General features: G+C 48.1%; 17 protein-coding genes. 9 read left to right on the top strand and 8 right to left on the bottom strand.

Features of this window, described 5'->3' with window-relative positions; genetic code table 11:
* Positions 1-341 precede the first annotated feature (341 nt).
* Genes VM802_RS17505 through VM802_RS17465 form a run of 9 tightly spaced genes read left to right on the top strand, consistent with a single transcriptional unit; the run spans position 342 to position 8,196 of the window.
* The gene (locus VM802_RS17505) at positions 342-1,607 is read left to right on the top strand and encodes a dihydroorotase (protein ID WP_325532843.1); all 1,266 of its coding nucleotides are present in this window, start codon (positions 342-344) and stop codon (positions 1,605-1,607) included.
* A gap of 9 nt (positions 1,608-1,616) precedes the next feature.
* Entirely contained in the window at positions 1,617-2,156 is a 540-nt protein-coding gene (locus VM802_RS17500; protein WP_325532841.1) for a DUF4199 domain-containing protein, read from the top strand.
* 18 nt (positions 2,157-2,174) lie between these two features.
* Entirely contained in the window at positions 2,175-3,125 is a 951-nt protein-coding gene (locus tag VM802_RS17495) for a glycosyltransferase family 2 protein (RefSeq protein ID WP_325532839.1), read from the top strand.
* Positions 3,126-3,127: 2 nt separating this feature from the next.
* Positions 3,128-4,300: a glycosyltransferase gene (locus tag VM802_RS17490; RefSeq protein WP_325532837.1), complete on the top strand. Its 1,173-nt coding sequence runs from the start codon at positions 3,128-3,130 to the stop codon at positions 4,298-4,300.
* A gap of 24 nt (positions 4,301-4,324) precedes the next feature.
* Positions 4,325-5,350 carry a GHMP family kinase ATP-binding protein gene (locus VM802_RS17485; RefSeq protein WP_325532835.1) on the top strand — a complete coding sequence of 342 codons (1,026 nt, stop codon included), beginning with the start codon at positions 4,325-4,327 and terminating at the stop codon, positions 5,348-5,350.
* A 19-nt stretch (positions 5,351-5,369) separates the two neighbouring features.
* Positions 5,370-5,951 (top strand): D-sedoheptulose-7-phosphate isomerase, encoded by a 582-nt coding sequence (locus tag VM802_RS17480; RefSeq protein ID WP_325532833.1) that lies wholly within the window; start codon positions 5,370-5,372, stop codon positions 5,949-5,951.
* Complete coding sequence (locus VM802_RS17475) at positions 5,948-6,658, top strand: nucleotidyltransferase family protein (RefSeq protein WP_325532831.1); 711 nt, start codon at positions 5,948-5,950, stop codon at positions 6,656-6,658. The genes VM802_RS17480 and VM802_RS17475 overlap by 4 nt, the downstream gene beginning before the upstream one ends.
* A gap of 15 nt (positions 6,659-6,673) precedes the next feature.
* Positions 6,674-7,195: a D-glycero-alpha-D-manno-heptose-1,7-bisphosphate 7-phosphatase gene (locus VM802_RS17470; RefSeq protein ID WP_325532829.1), complete on the top strand. Its 522-nt coding sequence runs from the start codon at positions 6,674-6,676 to the stop codon at positions 7,193-7,195.
* Positions 7,196-7,221: 26 nt separating this feature from the next.
* Complete coding sequence (locus tag VM802_RS17465) at positions 7,222-8,196, top strand: hypothetical protein (RefSeq protein ID WP_325532827.1); 975 nt, start codon at positions 7,222-7,224, stop codon at positions 8,194-8,196.
* Positions 8,197-8,323: 127 nt separating this feature from the next.
* Here the strand turns inward: VM802_RS17465 and VM802_RS17460 are convergent, their stop codons facing one another.
* The 8 genes from VM802_RS17460 to VM802_RS17425 all read right to left on the bottom strand — a co-directional run bounded on the left by VM802_RS17460 (position 8,324) and on the right by VM802_RS17425 (position 21,418).
* Positions 8,324-10,066 carry a RagB/SusD family nutrient uptake outer membrane protein gene (locus VM802_RS17460; RefSeq protein ID WP_325532825.1) on the bottom strand — a complete coding sequence of 581 codons (1,743 nt, stop codon included), beginning with the start codon at positions 10,064-10,066 and terminating at the stop codon, positions 8,324-8,326.
* A gap of 27 nt (positions 10,067-10,093) precedes the next feature.
* Positions 10,094-13,603, bottom strand: coding sequence for a SusC/RagA family TonB-linked outer membrane protein (locus tag VM802_RS17455; RefSeq protein ID WP_325532823.1), 3,510 nt, complete (start codon positions 13,601-13,603; stop codon positions 10,094-10,096).
* 129 nt (positions 13,604-13,732) lie between these two features.
* Complete coding sequence (locus VM802_RS17450) at positions 13,733-14,737, bottom strand: FecR family protein (RefSeq protein WP_325532821.1); 1,005 nt, start codon at positions 14,735-14,737, stop codon at positions 13,733-13,735.
* Positions 14,738-14,801: 64 nt separating this feature from the next.
* Entirely contained in the window at positions 14,802-15,395 is a 594-nt protein-coding gene (locus VM802_RS17445) for an RNA polymerase sigma factor (protein WP_325532819.1), read from the bottom strand.
* Positions 15,396-15,650: 255 nt separating this feature from the next.
* Positions 15,651-18,182, bottom strand: coding sequence for a DNA gyrase/topoisomerase IV subunit A (locus tag VM802_RS17440; RefSeq protein ID WP_325532817.1), 2,532 nt, complete (start codon positions 18,180-18,182; stop codon positions 15,651-15,653).
* Positions 18,172-18,606, bottom strand: coding sequence for a hypothetical protein (locus VM802_RS17435; protein ID WP_325532815.1), 435 nt, complete (start codon positions 18,604-18,606; stop codon positions 18,172-18,174). The genes VM802_RS17440 and VM802_RS17435 overlap by 11 nt, the downstream gene beginning before the upstream one ends.
* Positions 18,603-19,499 carry a DUF1835 domain-containing protein gene (locus VM802_RS17430; protein ID WP_325532813.1) on the bottom strand — a complete coding sequence of 299 codons (897 nt, stop codon included), beginning with the start codon at positions 19,497-19,499 and terminating at the stop codon, positions 18,603-18,605. Before VM802_RS17430 ends, VM802_RS17435 begins: the two co-directional genes overlap by 4 nt.
* Positions 19,500-19,504: 5 nt before the next feature.
* Positions 19,505-21,418, bottom strand: coding sequence for a DNA topoisomerase IV subunit B (locus VM802_RS17425; RefSeq protein ID WP_325532811.1), 1,914 nt, complete (start codon positions 21,416-21,418; stop codon positions 19,505-19,507).
* Positions 21,419-21,693 lie beyond the last annotated feature (275 nt).

Below are 21,693 nucleotides of genomic sequence, written 5' to 3'. Positions count from 1 at the left end.
TGCCGCCTTGCTTTATCAGGTTCTGAAATAATGTACTGATACAGCAGGGGTATATAGGCGTGATTAGCTAATTGCTCAGCCTCTCTGAGCGCTTGCCAGCTCGTTGTTGGGGCGTTATTGGGCTGTTCCGAGCTATCGCATATTCGTGTGACGAGGTTAGTAAGATAATCTATCATCCTGTGTTATTTTGATCTGCTACCCCACCATTTTCAAGAACCATACCAACCTGACAGCACCTTTGAAAAGTGCCCGCCCACAGGCTTCAACAATTAACAGTTTTATGTTACATTTGCCCCTGTATTTTTCAGGACAGGTTTTGATATTTGAATAGAACGTAAAGCATGCACATATTACTCAAAAACGTAAAGATCATAGCGCCTTCTTCTCCTTTTCACGGGCAGCGAAAAGACATTTCCATTCATAACGGTATTATCCAGCAGGTAGCTGACAATCTTGAAGATGACCGCGCTACGGTCATCTCAGGCGACAACCTGCACGTATCCGCTGGATGGATGGATATCTTCGCTCACTTCTGTGACCCCGGTCAGGAACACAAAGAAGACCTCAACAGCGGAGTAAAGGCTGCTGCCACCGGCGGATTCACCACCGTGATGATCATGCCTAATACGCAGCCCGCATTGCATACCAAACCGCAAATCGAATACGTACTGAGTAAAACAAGACATGCCGCCGTAACCGTACTGCCTATCGGCGCAGCTACCAAAAACCTGGAAGGTACCGGCCTCGCTGAAATGTATGAGATGCAGCAAACCGGCGCAGTGGCCTTCTCAGACGGGCTTAAACCCGTACAATCTCCCGGCCTCCTGCTGAAAGCCCTCCAGTATGTCAAGGCATTCAACGGTACCCTGATACAGCTGCCGGACGATCAGAGCATTTCTTCCCATGGCCTCATGCACGAAGGCATCTACTCCACACGTCTGGGCATGCCCGGAAAACCCGCGCTGGCAGAAGAACTCATCGTGCAACGCGACCTGGAGCTGGCCAGATATGCAGATTCGCATATTCACTTCACCGGCATCAGCACCCGCAAATCCGTGGAAATGATCGCCAACGCCAAAGCAGATGGCGTTAAAGTAACCTGCTCTGTTACGCCTTACCACCTCTCCCTCACCGACTCTCAGTTAGTAAACTATGATACTAACCTCAAGGTAAACCCGCCCCTGCGAGACGCCGATGACGTAAAAGCCTTACAGGACGCCGTACTGCATGGTACAATCGACTGTATCGCCACACATCACCTGCCACAGGACTGGGATGCCAAACAGGTAGAATTTGAATATGCCAGAAACGGAATGATAGGCCTCGAAAGCTGCTTCGGTGTGCTCAGGCAATACCTTCCGGATGTACCCCTTGATCACCTCATCACTATGCTGACCGATAAACCCCGGACAATATTCGGACAGCCGCTACCGGCTATCCAGAAAAGCGCTGTAGCCAATCTCACCGTGTTTGAGCCCGAAACAGAATGGGAGTTCACCGCCGCTCACATCGCCTCCCGGTCCAAAAATTCAGCGTATATTGGCAGCAAGCTGAAAGGCAAGGTATATGCTACCGTCAATGGCCCTGTTTTTCATATCAACAATTAATGAAGATATATGCAACAAAACGCTAACCCTGGAGTTAAATGGGGAATCGTAGCCGGATTGGCACTGATTCTGCTAAATGTATTAAGCTGGATAGCCGGCTACGACGTACTGTTTTCCTGGTGGAACGGCACCGTACAATTCTGTCTTTTCATTATTTTCGGTATACTTGCCGGCCTGGAAGCCAGAAAACAAGCCGGTGGCTATATTTCATTCAAAGAAATATTGAAACCTATATTCACCACCTTTGTTGTTGGTTCCATACTGCTGGCCATCTATCAATATATTCTGTATAAATTTATTGATCCGAACCTGGCAGAAGGACTAAAGCAACACATTATGCAGGCAACAGAAACAATGCTGCATAAATTCAAAGCGCCACAGTCTGAAATCGATAAACAACTCGATGAACTGAATGCAACTGATTTTAAAGTGAGCCTGGCACGGTCTTTCATGGACCTCCTGAAAAGTGTGATCTTCTATTTCGCAGTATCAGCCTTACTGGCGCTGATCCTCAGGAAAAAGAACCGCACCGGAGACCTCGCCAATTAATCATACTATTCTATCAAGATGAACATATCCGTAATCGTTCCTTTAAAAAACGAAGAAGAATCACTACCTGAACTGGCTGCCTGGATAGACCGGGTGATGCACGACCATCATTTCACCTACGAAGTATGGATGGTGGACGATGGCAGCACCGACGACTCCTGGCGCGTAATTCAACGCCTGGCCACCGAAAATCCGAATATCAAAGGAATCAAGTTCCAGCGCAATTACGGCAAATCAGCTGCTCTCAATGAAGGCTTCAGCGCAGCCAACGGCGATGTGGTAATCACCATGGACGCCGATCTGCAGGATAGCCCCGACGAAATCCCGGAGCTGTACCGCATGATCATCGAAGATGGATATGATCTCGTAAGCGGATGGAAAAAGAAACGTTACGACAACACCTTCACCAAAAACCTGCCTTCCAAACTATATAACTTCACCACCACCTCCATGAGCGGCGTAAAGCTGCACGACATGAACTGCGGCCTCAAATCCTACCGCAAAAAGGTAGTGAAGTCCATAGAAGTATACGGTGAAATGCACCGCTATATTCCCGTTATCGCAAAATGGAATGGCTTCCGTAACATCGGTGAGAAAGTAGTCGAACACCGCGCACGCAAATACGGCGTAAGCAAATTCGGCCTGGAACGCTTTATCAACGGCTTCCTCGACCTCGCCACAATCATGTTCATCGGAAAATTCGGTAAACGCCCGATGCACCTCTTCGGTGCACTCGGCTCTCTCTTCTTTTTCTTCGGATTTGTTATCGCTGCATATCTCAGCCTCGCAAAATTGTTTTACGACAAGTACAACATGACCGACAGACCCGTGTTCTTCCTTGCCCTGCTGTTCATGATCATCGGTTCCCAATTGTTCCTCACCGGTTTTATCGGAGAACTGGTAACCCGCAACGCTCCTGAACGCAACGCCTATCTCGTGGAAGAAAGAATGGATAAATCAAGTACCTGACGATGGCAGCAACAAAGAAAAAAATACTCATACTCGGCACAGCCTACCCCTTCAGGGGCGGGCTGGCAGCATATAATGAAAGGCTCGCGGAAGAACTGCAGCTGACAGATGATGTGGAAATATGGACCTTTACGGTACAATACCCGCAATTCCTCTTCCCCGGCAAAAGCCAGTTCTCAACGGATCCCCCGCCCGCACACCTGTGCATCCGGCGGATGATCAACTCCGTAAATCCAATCAACTGGTTCGTTACAGGACGTAAGATCCGGCAACTGAACCCAGACCTTATCATCACCAAATACTGGCTGCCCTTTATGGGTCCCGCGCTTGGCGCCATGCTGCGCAGAGGGAAGAAAGGTAGCAACACCAAAGTAGTAGCGGTTCTGGACAACGTAATACCGCATGAAAAACGCCCCGGCGATGTACCCTTTACCAGGTACTTCCTCAAACCCGTGGATGCTTTCATTGCCATGAGCCAGTCCGTACTCAACGACCTGCGCACATTCGAACCCGTCAAACCAGCGTCACTCATCCCCCATCCCATCTACGATAACTACGGTCCGAAGATCTCCAAAGAAGAAGCACGCTCCCAGCTGAAACTACAGCCCGGCAAACGGTATGTGCTCTTCTTCGGGTTTATTCGCCAGTATAAAGGATTGGACCTGTTATTGCAGGCAATGGCGGACGAACGGATGAAAAAGCTGGATGTGCATGCAATCGTGGCGGGAGAATATTATGAAGACGCCGCACCTTACCTGCAACTGCTTGAACAGTTACAGCTGGGCGACCGCGTAATAATGCACACCGACTTCATTCCCAACGACGCTGTTAAGAATTATTTCTGTGCTGCCGACCTTGTCGTGCAGCCATATAAAAGTGCCACACAGAGCGGCATTTCACAAATCGCTTACCACTTTGATAAACCAATGGTCGTAACCAAAGTGGGCGGTCTCGTCGAAATGGTGCCCGACGGCGTGGTGGGATTCCAGGCAGATCCTGATCCCGCCTCTATTGCCGCTGCTATCGAAAAATACTTTGCCAACAACCGGGAACCGGATATGGTAGCAGCCCTTCAGCAGGAAAAACAACAATATTCCTGGTCAAGGCTGGCAAATGAAATTAAAAAATTAGCTTTTGGCTCGCAGGCATCCGGCTCTCATAATACGGAAAGCTGATCCTGTATTCTAAATCCTGTTTTGATGATCTACAGAAGTAAAGCACCTTTACGCATAGGCCTCGCCGGTGGCGGTACCGATGTAAGCCCATATTCAGACCTGTATGGCGGTGCAATCCTGAATGCCACTATCTCCCTGTATGCCCGCGCCTCCATTGAGCCGCTGACCACAGGCCAGATAATATTTGACTGTGCCGACAGAAAAGAATATCAGGTATACGACGCCGTATACCCATTACCGTTAGACGGCCACCTCGATCTGCTCAAAGGCATAGTGAACCGCGTACAGAAAGACTACGCAAACCTCCCCTCCACAGGGTTTAAACTCACCACATTTGTGGATGCCCCCGCCGGATCTGGCCTGGGTACCTCATCCACACTGGTAGTGACCGTTCTCGGCGCTTTCGCTGAATGGCTCAAACTTCCCCTGGGTGAATATGATATGGCCCACCTCGCCTACTCCATCGAACGTGAAGACCTGCAACAGGCCGGTGGTAAACAAGATCAGTATGCTGCTACCTTTGGCGGTGTTAACTTCATGGAGTTCTATAAAGACGATAAAGTAATCGTAAACCCGCTCCGCATCAAAGATGTATACCTGCATGAACTGGAAAACAACCTGGTACTGTTCTACACATCTACCAGCCGCCTGTCTTCCTCTATCATCTCAGAGCAACAAAAAAACGTAACCGAGAAAAAAGACGATTCCATCGCCGCCATGCACCATCTCAAGGAACAAGCCGTTATGATGAAGGAAGCGCTCCTGCGCGGCTCCATCGACAAAATCGGAGAAATTCTCAACTACGGCTTTGAATATAAAAAGCAAATGGCCAAAGGCATCACCAACACCATGCTGGACGACATCTACAATGCAGCACGTAAAGCAGGCGCCAGCGGCGGTAAGATCTCCGGCGCCGGTGGCGGCGGCTTCATGATCTTCTACTGCCCCGGAAATTCCCGTTTTGCAGTAGTGGATGCACTCAATAACTTTGGGGGTGACGTAAAACGTTATCACTTTACCAACCAGGGCATCCAGACGTGGAGCATTTGATCACTTTAAAAGATACAGTATGATTAAAGATAAAATAGCCAGTACCATCCGTGAAAGCATCGCTGTGAAAGAAGCCATCTGCCAGGATGAAATACTGCTCAGCACTATCCAGCAGGTAGCAGAAACCATTACCCGCAGCCTGCGCACAGATAATAAAATACTCTTCTGCGGCAACGGCGGCAGCGCTGCCGACGCACAGCACCTGGCTGCTGAGTTCTCCGGCCGGTTCTATAAAGACCGTGAACCACTCTACGCCGAAGCGCTGCACTGCAACACCTCCTATATGACCGCCGTAGGCAACGACTATGGTTATGACCAGGTATATTCCCGCATCATCCGCGGTATCGGCAGATCCGGCGATGTGCTCGTAGCCATCTCCACCTCCGGTAATTCCGGCAACATCCTGGAAGCCATGAAAGTGGCTAAAGAAAAAGGCATGCTCATTATAGCCATGACCGGCGCAACCGGCGGTAAAATGAAGGAAACATGTCATTTCCTGATCAACGTGCCCTCTACAGATACACCGCGTATCCAGGAAGCGCACATCACCGTTGGTCATATTATCTGTGAGATAGTGGAAAACAACCTCTTCAGCGCATGACCAGAGAATGTATAGTGCTCGCCGGCGGGCTGGGAACACGCCTCCGCAGTGCAGTGGCCAACAAACCCAAATGTATGGCTCCCATCGGAGACCAGCCATTTCTGTATTACCTGCTGCAATACCTGCACCGGCAAGGCATTGATCATACCGTGCTTTCCCTGGGATACCTGTCTGAACAGGTCATCAGCTGGTGTGAAAGCACGCCATTACCTCTTCGTATATCCTTTACTGTAGAGCCGGAGCCTTTGGGCACAGGCGGCGGTATCATGCATGCATTGCCTGCTGTAGCTGGCAATGACCTCTTTATCGTAAATGGAGATACCTTCTTTGATGTAGACCTCACCGCCTTCTGTACATTCCATCAGCAAACCGGCAGCGGCCTGTCACTCGCGCTGAAACCCATGCAACAGTTTGACCGCTACGGCAGCATTGACCTCGATAACACGCATCATATTATCGCTTTCCGCGAAAAACAATTCTGCGAATCAGGACTGATCAACGGCGGTATTTATCTCACCGGAAAAAACTGGCTCAATAGCCTGTCCCTTCCGGAAAAATTCTCATTCGAAAAAGTTGTGCTGGAGCCACAGGTAACTGCTGGCGCCCTTTCCGGCTACATCAGCGATACCTATTTCATCGACATCGGTATCCCCGAAGATTATCAGAAAGCGCAGCATGACCTGACCGCTAACACAGCTAAAAATTAAAATCTCCCTGCACACATGTTCCTTTTTCTTGACAGAGATGGCGTTATCAATGAAGAAATACGCGATGGTTATGTACTGAATAAAGATATGTTTCGTTTCACCGAAGGCACGCTGGCCGCAATGCCCTTGCTGGCAGAACGTTTCAGCCGTATCGTAATCGTCACCAACCAGCGCTGCATCGGACGGGGCCTTCTCACCACCGAAGGCCTGCAGGAGATACACCAGTACATGCTGGATGAGATCAGTCGCCATGGTGGCCGCATCGATAAGATATACTTCTGCCCCGATGTAGACAGCAGCAGTCCTTGTAGAAAACCTGCTGCCGGCATGGGATTACAGGCAAAAACCGATTTCCCTGAAATAGATTTCAGCCAATCAGTAATGGTAGGCAATACCCTCAGTGATATGCAGTTTGGTAAAACACTGGGCATGCAAACAGCGTTCATCACCTCTACCCTGCCAGACACGCCATTCCCGCACCCACTGATCGACAACAAATATCCTGGTCTGCTCCAGTTTGCACAATCAGTACAATAATTTCAGCATAGATCCGTATTATAGATATGGTAAAAAAACTACTACTGTCACTATCCTTTATTGCCACCTGCGGCTGTCTGCATGCACAGAAACCGGATGCTCCCGGTTATACCAGCCTGCGCAAATCCCAGGATACGCTGCAACGCCTCAGCCAGGAGGTCTTCGGTGGCAAAGGCAATGAAGGCAGGGAAAAAGCGGTGGAACAATTTATACCCACGCTGGTACGCGCCCTTAAAACAAAATATTCTTTCCGCTTCCCGTTCGATTCTCTCAAAACTGTTTCCATACAATATCCGCAGGATAGCACCTTCCGCATCTTCACCTGGGCACTGGAACGCGAAACAGGCTTCTACCGGCACTATGGCGCGATACAGATGAATACCCCCGACGGACAGCTCAAACTGTTCCCGCTGTTTGATGCCTCCGACTTCATCACCAATACAGACACCATCACCGGCAACAAAACCTGGTACGGCTGCCTGTATTATAATATCATCCAACGGCATTACTTCAACCAGGAGTATTATACCCTCATCGGCTGGGACGCCAACAATCCCCGCAGCCAGAAAAAAATACTGGAAATGCTGACCTTCAAAAACGGCGCTCCCGTTTTTGGCGGCCCCTTTTTCAGCTTCTCGGAAGACAGCGTACCCAAACCCATGCGTAACCGCTTTCTCATGGAATATAAAAAGGAAAGCACCGCCACGCTCAACTACAACAAGGAACTGGATATGATCGTATTTGATCACCTCGTATCAGAAAGCAATGAGCCGGCAAAAAAATACACCTATGTTTCCGACATGGACTACGAAGGCTTCAAATGGAAAGCAGGTAAATGGGTGCATGTAGATAAAGTATTCCATGACGCCATCCCGCAAGGTAAAGGCGCGCCTGTTCCCATACCGCTGGATCAGAAAAAGAAAAATATGACACAGCCTAAATCAGCGGAAGACTTTGAGCCAGCAACACCCCCTAAGCAGCCATCCAGGAAAAAGCAATGATAATCAGAAAAGTAAAGCCCCCACAAAACTCAATTTGTGGGGGCTTTACTTTATCTCAATAATATATAATACTCATCTTCGCTCATCAGGATAATCAATCAAATCAAAAGAATCACAGTTCAGACAATTACAACCCATCATTCCAGTTAGGATTCTGTGTAAGATTCTTATTCAACGTACGCTCCTGGATAGGCACCGGATACAGGTAATCGCGGTTTTCATTGAACTCTTTGGTTATGTTGCGGTTTACAACGATATAACCACCTGCATTGCCATTCTCCAGGTTAATTTCGGAACCCAGCTTCAGGTAAGCTGGCCCCTTGGGACCGGCAGGTTTGGTCCCTTCGTAGATCACCACATCTATCTTCCCATCATTGTCCAGGTCAAACTGGCCGGTACCAGGAAAGTACATGCCTTTGAACTGTTTGGTAAGCAACGCGCCTTCCTTCCAGCGGCAAAGATCACTCCACCTGAAGTTTTCCATTACCAGCTCAATCCTGCGCTCACGACGGATCTCCAGCAGTGCGCCACTAAGCGCTTTATTACCGTAGCGTGCAGCCTCATATGAATCAGGGTTGGCGTTGGCAGTCGCCACATTAAGGTTAGGCATCCCTACTCTGTCGCGCAGCAGTTTAATAGACTGATCTATATCCGCCTGTGTGAGTTGCCCCAGCTCAGCTTTAGCTTCTGCATAGTTCAACAACGCTTCTGCATAGCGGAAAATGGGCATGTCGTTGTCGTTCTTGGTATAAGAGTCATGCGTTTCATCCGTAACGTATTTAATCAGCTGGTAGCCGGTCACCGCTGCACCAAAATCAGGCACCAGCTTGTTGGTATTGCCAATCCTGGTATAACCCGGCGTGCGGATAGTTTGCGCCAGGCGGGGATCACGGTTCTGGCACTCTTCATAGAACTGTATCTTATCATAACCGGGTTTGTCTGTAAAGCGACTGCCATCCTTCATCAGGTAGCTGTTTACAAAACTCTTCTCCAGTCCCGGCTGACCATAAGACGCGGTTATCGTATAGTAGTTGGCGTTATGATAGATTTGCAGGGCGCCGCTGAACCTGCGGGTAAGAATGATCTCATCAGGGTTGGCGTCCTTGAAAGAAAACAACTCCCGGTAAGCATACTGGGACGTGCTGGTGTAAATGCGGTATTGTCCGCCGGCCATCAGCAACGCTGCAGCATCGGCTGCTGCCTGCAGGAATTTGTTTTCATCAGGCAGGTTAAACTCTTTGTGGTATTTACGGAAAGTGCCTTCAAACAGGCAGATACGGGACTTCAACGCCAGTGCAGTCCATTTGTTCACCTGCTCATTACTCTTGGTAGCATCCAGCGATACGATAGCAGAGTCTATGTCCGCCATAACAGAGTCCATCACCAGCTTACGCGGATCACGGCCCTTCTGCAACGCAGGATCATTTACATCCAGCGGCGTAGTGTACCAGGGCACATCACCAAACTTTCTCACCATCTCAAAATAAAACCATGCCCGGAAGAACTTCGCAGCACCCACATATTTGCGGGTAGTGCTGTAAGGTAATACCCTGTTACAGTTAACGAGGAAGTAGTTGATCTTCCTCAGTTCACTCCAGCTCCAGCCACCGCCTGTAACAGGCACCTGTCGGCGCCCGGTAAGGAACTCTGAAGTACTTGATTTTACCACGTTGTCAAGGTCTTCGTTATAAACGCCTTCTGCATCAGGCACCATGCTGTACATGGAGTTGATATATAACTTCAGGTCTTTTTCTGTTGTGAAATAATTGTCGGGAGATATCTTTGACAACGGATCACGGTCCATGAATTTCTTACATGCCCCCAGCGTCAATGCCATCAATGATATTAGCAATATGTTGATCTTTTTCATGTTCTTTTCTTTTACAGGATTGATGCTTTAGAAAGAAATATCCAGTCCTATTGCATATGTTTTACTGAACGGATACACGCGGCCGTTCGCATCTGTTCTGACGAGATTTGGATCGCTGGAGAGCTGCTCCGGATCGAGATATTTGTTTTTCAGTTTGGTAAAGGTGAGCAGGTTCTCGCCGCTGAAATAGATACGGCAACGGGTGAGCCTGATGCGCTGCAATAAGGATGTTGGCAGCGAATAACCCAGGATAAGGCTTTTCAGACGTATATAAGCAAGGTCCTGGAGATATTTGTCGTTAGTTTCTTTCAGTGAACCATTGTCGTTCAGTGCGATGTAACCTCTCAGCCTGGGGAAGTAGGAATCAGGATTTTCTGCACTCCACAACTTCTCCGGGAAATCTTTCGGGATGAACGACATATAAGGACGGGAGAATGGCCCCCAGAATTTATCGGCGTTGTTGCCCGGATACCAGTTCTGGCGGCCTATTCCCTGGAAGAAGACACTCAGATCAAAACCGTTCCAGTCTCCGCCAGCCCTGATACCAAAGGTATATCGCGGCAATGAGTTACCCACTACTTTCAGATCACCATGGTCGGCCACGGTATTTTTTCCTTTACTGATGATATTGTCACCATTGAGGTCAGCGAACTGTATATCACCGGCGCGCAGCTTGCCCCATTCGCCGGGTGCAGAGAAGATATTGTTGCCCACCTGTGTCTGGTCCACTTTCCAGTCAGCTGCATCCTTGTCCGACTTAAAAAATCCGGGAATACTGTATCCCCATATTTCGCCCAGTTGTTTCCCTACATAATAGTCGCTCAGGATCTTATTAGGGTTATCGAATTTGGTAATCTCTGCCCTGAAGTCGCCAACATTGAAGCCAACATTGTAGTTAAACGGCTTACGTGCTACCATAACGCTGTTACGCCACTCCACGTTGACCTCCCATCCTTTTGAACGGAGGTTGGCAGCGTTCTGTTTCGGCTCTGTAGCACCGAATACAGCGGGTAATGTCATCCCCTTCGTCAACATATCATTCGTATTCCTTACATACCAGTCGAAGGTTACATTCAGCTTATTCCGCAGGAAACTCATGTCTACCCCAAAGTTGGTAGAATTCACCTTCTCCCAGGTAAGATCCGTGGTAATAGGCCCTGGCAACGATACATACTGCGTCCGTTTGCCGTTGGTGATATAGGTATTGGTGCCGATGCTCATCAGCGGAACGTAAGGGTAATAGTTGTTTCTCACGTCCTGGTTGCCGAGCGCACCGTAAGATACGCGCCATTTAACATCATTCACCACCTGCTTAACCGGCGCAAAGAAAGGCTCCTCACTCATACGCCAGCCGGCAGATACAGAAGGGAAGAAACCAAAACGCCTGTTGGAAGGGAAACGGGAAGAGCCATCATAGCGGCCATTGAATTCCACCAGGTATTTATCTGCATAGCTGTAAGCCACTCTGCCAAAGGCTCCCAGCAGTGCCAACTCTTCATTGTTACTGTTCACAGTAGCGTCGCCGGAGCCAAGTGCTACTTCATTCAGATCTTCAGAGAGAATGTCGGTACGTTGGGAATACAACATCTTCATGCGTTGTAGCTCCTGGTTCACACCCGCCATCACGGTAATATTGTGCTTACCGAAATGTTTATTGTAGTTACCGTATACATTCACTACATGCGAAGTTCTGTTATCATTCCGCTGCCAGAGATCATCATTAAATACATAGCTGATCACACCGGGGAAAATAGACCACGGCGCAGCTGTCTGCCGGTGAAAACTATTGCCATTAGCCACTGTAAGCGTATAGTTACCGATGATGTTGAAGTCAGGCGAGATCTTGAAGGTAGCGGCTACGGTATTCACCAGCTCCAGCTGCTTCATACCGCCTTTGCTTTTACCATGCAGCAGATCCGCATAGATACCGTCGCCGATGGTATAGTTGTTTAGCTCTGTACGATAGGTTGCTGTACCATCGGGGTTTACAGGCACATATGACGGCAACGCATGTACGCTCACAGATACGAAATTGTCATTTACACCGGCGCCGGGATACGTATAGTCGTAGGCATTCACCTGTGTATTGCTGCTGAGCACCAGCCAGGGTTTCACTTCTGCTTCCACTTTGGCGCGGAAGTTATAGGAGTTGTATTTGTCCTGCGAAATACGCATCATACCTTTCTTCTGGTAGGCGCGGCCGGAAACCATGTAGTTGATCTTGTCGTTACCACCGCTGATATTGAGGCTGTGTTCCATAGAAGGCATCACATCACGGAACATGGTGTGCCACCAGTCTGTATTGCCGTAATAGATATACATATCCTTGCCTTTACGGTTCTGTACTACTACAGAAGGCAAAGAGGGATCTGTTTTTCTTTTCAGCAACTCCGCATAATCTTCATCAGTGTAACCCGTGTAAGTTTTACCCAGCGATATTTTGAAGGCTTCGTCATTGAGCATGGCGGCATCATAACCGTTGGTAATGAAATCCGTGCGGGTCGTTGGTTTGCTTGAGCTGTAGTTCGTGCCGTAACTGATCTGCATTCTGCCCGATTTACCCTTTTTGGTAGTCAGCAATACCACGCCAAAAGCGCCACGGGCGCCGTAAATAGCTGCGGATGCCGCATCTTTCAGCACAGATACAGATTCTATATCACGGGGGTTTACAGTGTTGATATCGCCGGGGATACCATCAATCAGGATGAGCGGACCACCGCCTGAGATAGAGGTAAAACCCCGGATATTCAGTGTAGCTGTGCTTCCCGGGCGACCGTCACCGAAGTTAACGTTGAGATTAGGAATAGCACCCTGCAGGGCCTGCCCCACGTTGGCTACAGGCCGGCTTTCTATCACGCTGGCATCTACCTGGCTCACGGCGCCGGTGAGGTTCACCTTCTTCTGTACGCCATAACCTACCACCACCACATCTTTGATCTTTGAACGGCTGCTTGCCAGCGGAATGGGGAGGAAGCTGCTGCCGGAAACAGTCACTTCTTTCGTCTCATATCCAACAAAAGAAACAACGAGTACATCTCCGGGCTTTACGGCAGCCAGTGTGAACCCACCATCAGTGTTGGTAACCACGCCCTTGCGGGTGCCTTTCAGCAGTATGGTCACTCCCGGCAGCGGTTCTTTGGTCTCGTTGTCAATTACCTTTCCTTTGAGTCCAAACTCCTGGTCATCTTTCTTATATACCACCAGCAGATCATTCACTTCGCGATAGGCCAGCGAAGTGGCTGCCAGCAGGGAGTCCAGCAGTATATCGGCCGGACGTCCATTCATCATATCTGTATCAAAAGCATATTTACCGGTTGCCGATTCATCAAACACCAGGCGGTGATGAGTCTGGCGCGCAACCTGCTTCAGCAGCTCGCTCAGCGTCGTACTGGCAGGCTTCAGGACGATTGTTTTCTTTAAGCTCTGTCCCTCCAGGCTCTTTGCCCACAACGACATACTCACTACAGCCATGCATGTTGTCAGGAAACTTAGGCGCATAAGATAACGGATTGTAGAATTGCTTACTACATTTTTCATAAATTTGACCGGTTTTTATTAAGCATTAAAAACACGCTGCCACATCCGGTAATTAGCGTTACGGAAGGATCTGTCAGCAAAGCATTGCCGGTTATGTTAGCGCATAACCGGTTTTTTTATAGATATTGTTTAATAGACGAAATAACTGTTGCTCTTTTTTTTATAAGTGAGTCGATGTACCAGGCAGATGGCATCCAGGATCTCATCCACAGAATGATGCATACTGAAATCGCCTGAAACCTTGAATCGTTGCGACTCCGGCGTCATCAACCGGATGTTTACCTGGTACCGGTTTTCCAATAATGTTGCCACCTCCTGCATGGTCAGCTGATGAAACACCAGCTCTCGCTTGCACCAGGATAACGCAATGTCTGCCTGTTGTGAAAAAGTGTGAATGTTATTGTTCGCTGTATTAATTTCTATGCCACGGTTGGGTGTCACCAGATACCCGCTGTCAGCCGGATTATCTCCCGTTCTTACCTTTATTTTCCCGGTTTTTACCACGATACTCACCTTGCTCTTTTTCGGATTCATCTTCACATTAAAAGAAGTACCGAGCACCGTAGTAACGGTATTCCCGGCATGTACCACAAATGGCCGTTCTGTCTGTTTCTTCACGTCCACGAAGATCTCCCCATTCTCCAGAAAGAGCTCCCGCTTCTCTCCGCTGAAGCCACGCTCATACGTAATAGCCGCAGCGCCGTTGAGCAGGACTACAGAACTGTCCGGCAATATTTTTCTGCCTACGCCCTGCGTATGGGTAACAGTCAGCATTACTCGCTGTATGATACTGTCTTTCATGGCCAGTGGCGCTTTCATGGCCGCCTGCTGCGGACGCAGGTAATAGAACATCGCTGCCGTACCCACCACCAGTACCACCATAGCCGCGATGCGCAGCAATGCCGTACGGGTATGAAGATGCGGCCTGTCCTCCTGTTCAGGTGGAATATACCCGGCTCGTTCACGGATACGGCCCAGCATATCTTCCCGGATAGCGTGCAGCTCTTCTGCAGAGAGCAGCACCGGGTCATTTTCCGTGGCCGCAAACCATTCCTCCAGCATCGCCTGCTCTTCAGCGCTGGCTTCTCCTTTCAGGTATTTTGCAGCAATATTTTTCAGGTCCTGGTTACTCATTGATAGTTTGTACTATAACTAAGCGTCAAAAATCAAGAAGTAGTACCATACCGGTACACATTAACTAATTGTTAAGGAAGAAAATTATTCCGGGCGCCAATACCGGGATCAGAGAGGCTTCTTTCAGGTGCATGCGCAGGCGCGCCAATGCTTTGGATAACTGGTTTTTCACGGTTTGTTCAGAGAGGGCCAGCTCGCTGGCAATTTCAGATATGGATTTGTGATGCTGACGGCTCAGCACATATATTTCTTTCATTTTTACAGGCAGCTTATCTATTGCATCTGTCAACACATAACGCAATTCCTTCTCATACAGGAGATCAGCAGCAGCAGCTTCCGCAGGCACATGCAGCAATGCCTGATCATCACACACAGGCCCCTGCTCTAACTGGGCGATGTTTCGCAGCACCTCATACCGCACAGCTGTAAAAAGATAGGTACGCAGAGAAGCTGTTACCTGCAGCGTCGTCCTGCGTTTCCACAGGCTGATGAAAACATCCTGCACCACATCTTTCGCAGGTGATGTAAACTTAAGACGTTTGTATGCAAACAGGAACAAAGGCTCCCAGTACCGGTTATACAATATCTCGTACGCGGCCGCATCGTCGCGGGCAACCAGCTGCAACAGTTCTGTATCCGTAAGATATTGGTATTTCATGCAAGCAATAAAAAAGATGGAACCGGATGCAAATTAAACATCGGTATTAAGATAGTGTTTTATTTAATTGTTAAGGGAGAAATTTTCAGGGTGGGCTTCTCGCAAAGAAACAGAGGGAGCAAAGAACGCAAGGGATATTTTAAGTTAACAAAGAACTTGTTTGATAGTCCGAAATTTTTTTGGTACTAATAAACAGTCTTAATTAACTTAAAATATCCCTTGCGTTCTTTGCTCCCTCTGTTTCTTTGCGAGAACCTAAAATAATTCTCCCTGAATATTGGATTCGTCATTAGGATCTGGATCCTCATCTTCAGAAAGCAGCTCTGCACTAATTAGGTCATCCCCTGCAATCTTTGTCCCTACTGTTTTCCAGCCGGTTACTTCTGCAAATTCGGAAAGATCTATCTCTTCTTCTTCAGGGCTGCGTTTCTTACCTGTTTTCAGTAATACCACAGGCTGTGTATGTGTGGTTACCATTCCCAGATAGTTGCCGGCGCCTTCTTTAATGAAGAGGAATTTATTATTCAGCGTTTGTGTTTCTATGCGGAAACGTTTTACGTTGAACTGTTTTTTATCGGCATCAAAGTAAATGGCTGTTACGATCTTCTCCGGGTTGAATTTCTCGATATATACCACATCGTTGGACTCATACCGGTTGATCAGATCATAGTTGGTCAGCTCATAAGTACCATTCTTGAAAGCTACAAAAATTTTGTCCTCTCCCTCAAATGCTCCGATATACACGCCTCTCTCTTCTGTATTCAGGCGGCCTGTTTCGGCATCATACCAGATCTTTTGTCCTGCGAGGGTAGATACACCTTTCTCCTTGAACTTCACGCTGCGGATAGGGTACTTCGTAACCTGGTTACCCATAGAGATACGCCCTTTAATAGCGATGGTCTCAAAGAAAAGATCAAACTCCTTGTTGCGGGCATTACAGTTCGGACTCAGTTTGATAGTCACCACTTCTGCTTCACCATTGGAGTTGGCAGAGAAATAATGCACTTTGGAATTCTTCTCGCCTTTGTGTGCAAGTTCATATTCTTTATCGCGGGTTACACCAGTAACGTTGAAGCGCTTGGCATAGCTCACACCTGTTTTACCCTCCACATAGATCATATTGTAGGTAGTCCGCTCATCATTTTTCCTGAACACATCCACATGAATGATGTCCTTGCCTACAAAGGTTTTGTCAGCCACTTTCGTTACCAGCATTTTACCGTCGCGGCGGAATATGATGATATTGTCGAGGTCAGAACAATCAGCTACAAACTCGTCTTTCTTCAGAGAAGTACCGATGAAGCCATCTGCACGGTTCACGTAGATCTTCGTGTTAGCGATGGCAACCTGCTGCACCTGGATGGTGTCAAATGTCTTGATCTCCGTCTGGCGCTCGCGGCCTTTGCCATACTTCTTCAGCAGGCCTTCGTAGTAACCAACAGTATAATCAACGAGGTTGTCCAGATCGTGTTTCACCTGTTTAATCTCAGCTTCAATACCCTTGATCTGTTCATTCAGTTCATTGATATCGAGGCGGTAGATGCGGCGCACAGGCTTCTCCGTTAGTTTCACAATATCTTCGCGCTGGATCTCACGTTTCAGTTGTTTCTTATACGGGGCAAACCCTTTGTCAATGGCATTGAGTACGGTTTCCCAGTCTTTGTGCTTCTGTTCCAGCTCCTTGTAGATCTGTTTCTCAAAGAAGATCTTTTCCAGGGAAGTATAGTGCCATTTATCCTGCAACTCACCCAGTTTGATTTCCAATTCCTGTCTGAGCAGGTCTTTGGTATAATCTGCGGATGCTTTCAGGAGGTCGGAAGCAGTGAGGAATTGTGGCTTGTCTTCTACAATCACGCAGGCATTCGGAGAAATGGAGATCTCGCAATCGGTAAATGCATACAGCGCATCAATGGTGATGTCTGGTGAAATACCCGGCGCCAGCTGCACTTCGATTTCCACTGCCGCAGCCGTATTATCTACTACTTTCCTTATTTTGATTTTACCATTGTCGTTGGCCTTTACGATAGATTCCATTACCTGAGTAGTGGTAACTCCGTAAGGAACATCTTTGATCAGCAGTGTCTTCTTGTCTTTCTCTTCAATGTGCGCACGCACCCTCACTTTACCGCCACGCTTGCCGTCGTTGTAGTTCGCAACGTCAACCATACCGCCGGTAGCGAAGTCGGGGAACAGCTCAAACTTGCGGCCTCTGAGATACTTGATAGAAGCATCTATCACTTCAATGAAGTTATGCGGTAATATTTTGGTAGATAAACCAACGGCGATACCTTCAGCCCCCTGTGCCAGCAGCAGCGGGAACTTCATAGGCAATACCAGGGGCTCATTTTTACGTCCGTCGTAGCTGAGCTGCCAGGAGGTGACCTTCGGGTTAAAAGCCACATCCAGTGCAAACTTGGAGAGGCGGGCCTCGATATACCTTGCTGCAGCGGCATCATCGCCTGTTCTCACATCCCCCCAGTTACCCTGCGTATCAATCAGCAGGTCTTTCTGACCGAGGTTTACGATAGCATCGCTGATGGACGCATCACCATGCGGATGGTACTGCATCGTTTGTCCGATGACGTTGGCCACTTTATTATAACGGCCATCGTCCATTTCTTTCATAGCGTGCAGGATGCGGCGCTGCACGGGCTTCAGTCCGTCTTCCAGGCTGGGCACGGCCCGCTCCAGGATAACATAGGAGGCATAATCCAGGAACCAGCTCTCATACATGCCACCCACGTGGACGACATTATGCAGCGATTCGTCTGATGTTTTATTTTCCATGTCCATGTATAATACGCTTACGGTTGTTTTCTTCAATTATTTTTTCAAAATCTTCTCTCCATAGCCGGATGCTGTCTTTCTGTACATCTGCAGCAGAGTTCAGCTCTATAAAACAGCAATCTGTTACAGCGATCAGCTGATGCCATATATTAACCGGCACTTCTACCCTGGCGGGCGCTTTGATCTCAGTAGTAGTAATGGAGGTACCATCAAGGGGGCTCCAGTGCAGGAGCGCTGTACCAGAGAACAGGAACATCACTTCGGGGTTCTTGTTGTCACTCTTTCCTTCGTGGTAATGCTGGCCGCTACTGCTGCCGGCATGCCGGTAACAAAGCATAAAATCGCCGGTACGATGGCAATTCCACATGTAGTTACTCCCTCTGTCGTCTTCTCCAAAAATCTGTATAGGCGTTACCGTTATCATCCTGCTATTGGATTATCTGTTGTTGCTGTTGATTCGTCTGCCGGCTCACCCGGTAATTTCACTTCAAAATCACGGATGGTCTTCAATTCCCCTTTGCTTTCCAGCCTGCCTTCGCGTACCAGCTCTTTCAGTCGCCATCCAAGGAACTGGTCCATCACAGGGTATTTGAGCTTACCAGTTACCTGCTGTGCCACGCGCCATGCTTTCACAAATTCTTTCCCGGTTTGCGCCAGCAGTTCCTTATCGTAAAACAAAGTAGGCTCGCCCTTTATCTTTTTGCCGCCTTCCAGCAAACGGATACCGGCATTTTCATTCATCATGCGATGCCATTCCTCTCCATCCAGCTCAAATTCAGCCAGGGATACCGCCCTTGCCAGCTTCTTTGCCTTCAGAAATTCTTTCGGTAATATCTGGTGCAGATGAGTGGGATAAAATACAGCTCCTTTATCGTTGAGGAAAGGAAGATTATTCAGGTAGATGATATGAATACGTCCTGCAAAATCATACAGTTGGCTGATCAGCCAGTAATAACCACATACATCTCTCGCATTCTGTCCGGCCCATACCCATACCTCCAATGTGGTATCTTCTTTCAGTCTGGCCTTTATTTGCCGGAATAGGTCTGCATCCCCTGGTGCATCTTCCTCCTGCGGAGCTGCCGTTGTAACGGTGGCTGCGGCTGTTTCAGTTACCGGCGCCGTTACGGAAGATATTTGCTGCCACCACAACCTGCGGTTGGCCTGCCCCTCCTTTGTATCAAGAATAAACAGCGGCCCTACAGACAGATCATCCTCAAAATAAAGGATCTCACCCTGCATTTTCTCGTCCATTCCTACGGCTTCCGTCAATACCGGCACGGAAGACTGACCAAAAACTATATGTACCAGACTCATAATTGTTATTGCGCTGTTTCGTCGTCTACCAGGTCCTTTTCATATCGCAGGTTGTTGATAATAAACTCCTGCCTGCTCTGGGTATTCTTACCCATATAGTATTCCAGCAGTTTCTGGATATGAATGTCCTTGGATAAAATGATAGGATCTATGCGTATGTCTTCACCAATGAAACGGCCAAACTCGTCAGGCGAAATCTCTCCCAATCCTTTGAATCGGGTGATCTCCGGCTTGTTGCCCAGCTTTTTCACTGCCTTCTGTTTTTCTTCTTCAGAATAACAGTAGATCGTCTGTTGCTTGTTGCGCACGCGGAACAACGGTGTCTCCAGTATATACACATGCCCGTTCTTCACGAGATCAGGGAAGAATTGCAGGAAGAAAGTCAGCAACAGCAAACGGATGTGCATACCATCCACATCGGCATCAGTAGCGACCACAATGTTATTGTAGCGCAACCCTTCCAGTCCTTCTTCAATATTGAGCGCGTGTTGCAGCAGGTTGAACTCTTCATTCTCATAAACGATCTTCTTCGTAAGACCAAAGCAGTTCAGCGGCTTACCACGTAAGCTGAATACAGCCTGGGATTCCACATTACGTGATTTGGTAATGGAGCCGCTTGCAGAGTCACCCTCAGTAATGAAAAGCGTTGTTTCAAGTCTGCGTGTTTCCAGCTCTTCTTTGTCCTTACCAGTGAGCTCATCGTTCAGGTGAAAACGGCAGTCACGCAGCTTGCGGTTGTGCAGGTTAGCTTTCTTGGCCCTTTCGTTTGCCAGTTTTTTAATACCGGCCAGTTCCTTGCGCTCACGTTCGCTCTGTTCGATACGCTTCTTCAACGCCTCTGCTACAGCAGGGTTGCGGTGCAGGTAATCATCCAGGTGCTTGGAGAGGAAGTCGAGCACAAAGGCTTTCACTGACGGACCACCTTCATATACCACTAATGAACCCAGCTTGGTTTTGGTCTGGGATTCAAATACCGGCTCCTGCACACGTATTGAAACAGCCGCACAAATAGATGCACGGATGTCCGTAGCATCATAATCTTTTTTATAGAAGTCACGCACCGTTTTCACAAACGCCTCACGGAAAGCTGCCAGGTGCGTACCGCCCTGTGTAGTATGCTGACCGTTTACAAAGGAGTAATACTCCTCACCATACTGATTCTCATGCGTGATAGCTACCTCAATATCCTCTCCCTTGAGATGGATAATAGGATAGCGCAGATCATCTTCATTGGTTTTACGTTGCAGCAGATCCAGCAGGCCATTTTTGGAAATATATTTCTGTCCGTTGAAGCTGATAGTAAGACCCGCATTCAGAAAGCAATAATTCCAGATCTGGTTTTCCAGGAACTCTGGAATGAAACGGTAGTTCTTAAATACGGTATCATCCGGCATGAACGTAACCAGCGTACCATTGTTCTCACTCGTATTCGTTTCTTTATGATCCTTTACAAGCACTCCACGTTCAAACTCCGCCACTTTAGCGCGGCCATCACGCACCGATTGTATCCTGAAATAACTCGACAACGCATTCACCGCCTTCGTACCCACACCGTTCAAACCCACCGACTTCTGAAATGCCTTGCTATCGTATTTGGCGCCGGTATTGATTTTACTCACCACATCCACTACTTTTCCAAGCGGAACACCGCGGCCATAATCGCGCACTGTAACATTGTGCTCCGTTACTTTGATATCTACCTGCTTACCAAAACCCATCGTATGCTCATCAATACAGTTGTCCACCACCTCTTTCAGCAGTATATAGATACCATCGTCCATGCTGGAACCATCCCCCAGCTTACCAATATACATCCCCGGCCTCAGGCGGATATGCTCCCGCCAGTCCAGCGACCGTATGGAGTCTTCTGTATAGGAAGCAAAAAGATCCTTGTTATCCGTTTTGTCCGTGTTTGCCATAGTTATATTAACGTTTCCTGAATATTTATGATTAGCTGATTCATCTTTCTCCTGCAAGGATACTAAATCTTTTAGCAAAATCCGATTGCTGGCAAAAATAAAGGATTCGGGGAATCATCCCAAGTATAAGTTATGCACTATGCTTAATATACTCGATTCCAATGAATTAAGACTTATAAAAATCACACCGGGAAGATAAATCTCGATATTTTTCCTTCAGAAGAAACACAACAGGAAGCTGCAAAAATAAATATTATCCTGCATGTCCTTTATAT

The sequence above is a fragment of the Chitinophaga sp. genome (genome assembly GCF_035538455.1).
Classification (GTDB): Bacteria; Bacteroidota; Bacteroidia; order Chitinophagales; family Chitinophagaceae; genus Chitinophaga.
Note: the sequence above shows the minus strand (reverse complement) of the source record. Positions and strands in the feature narration are given on the sequence as shown.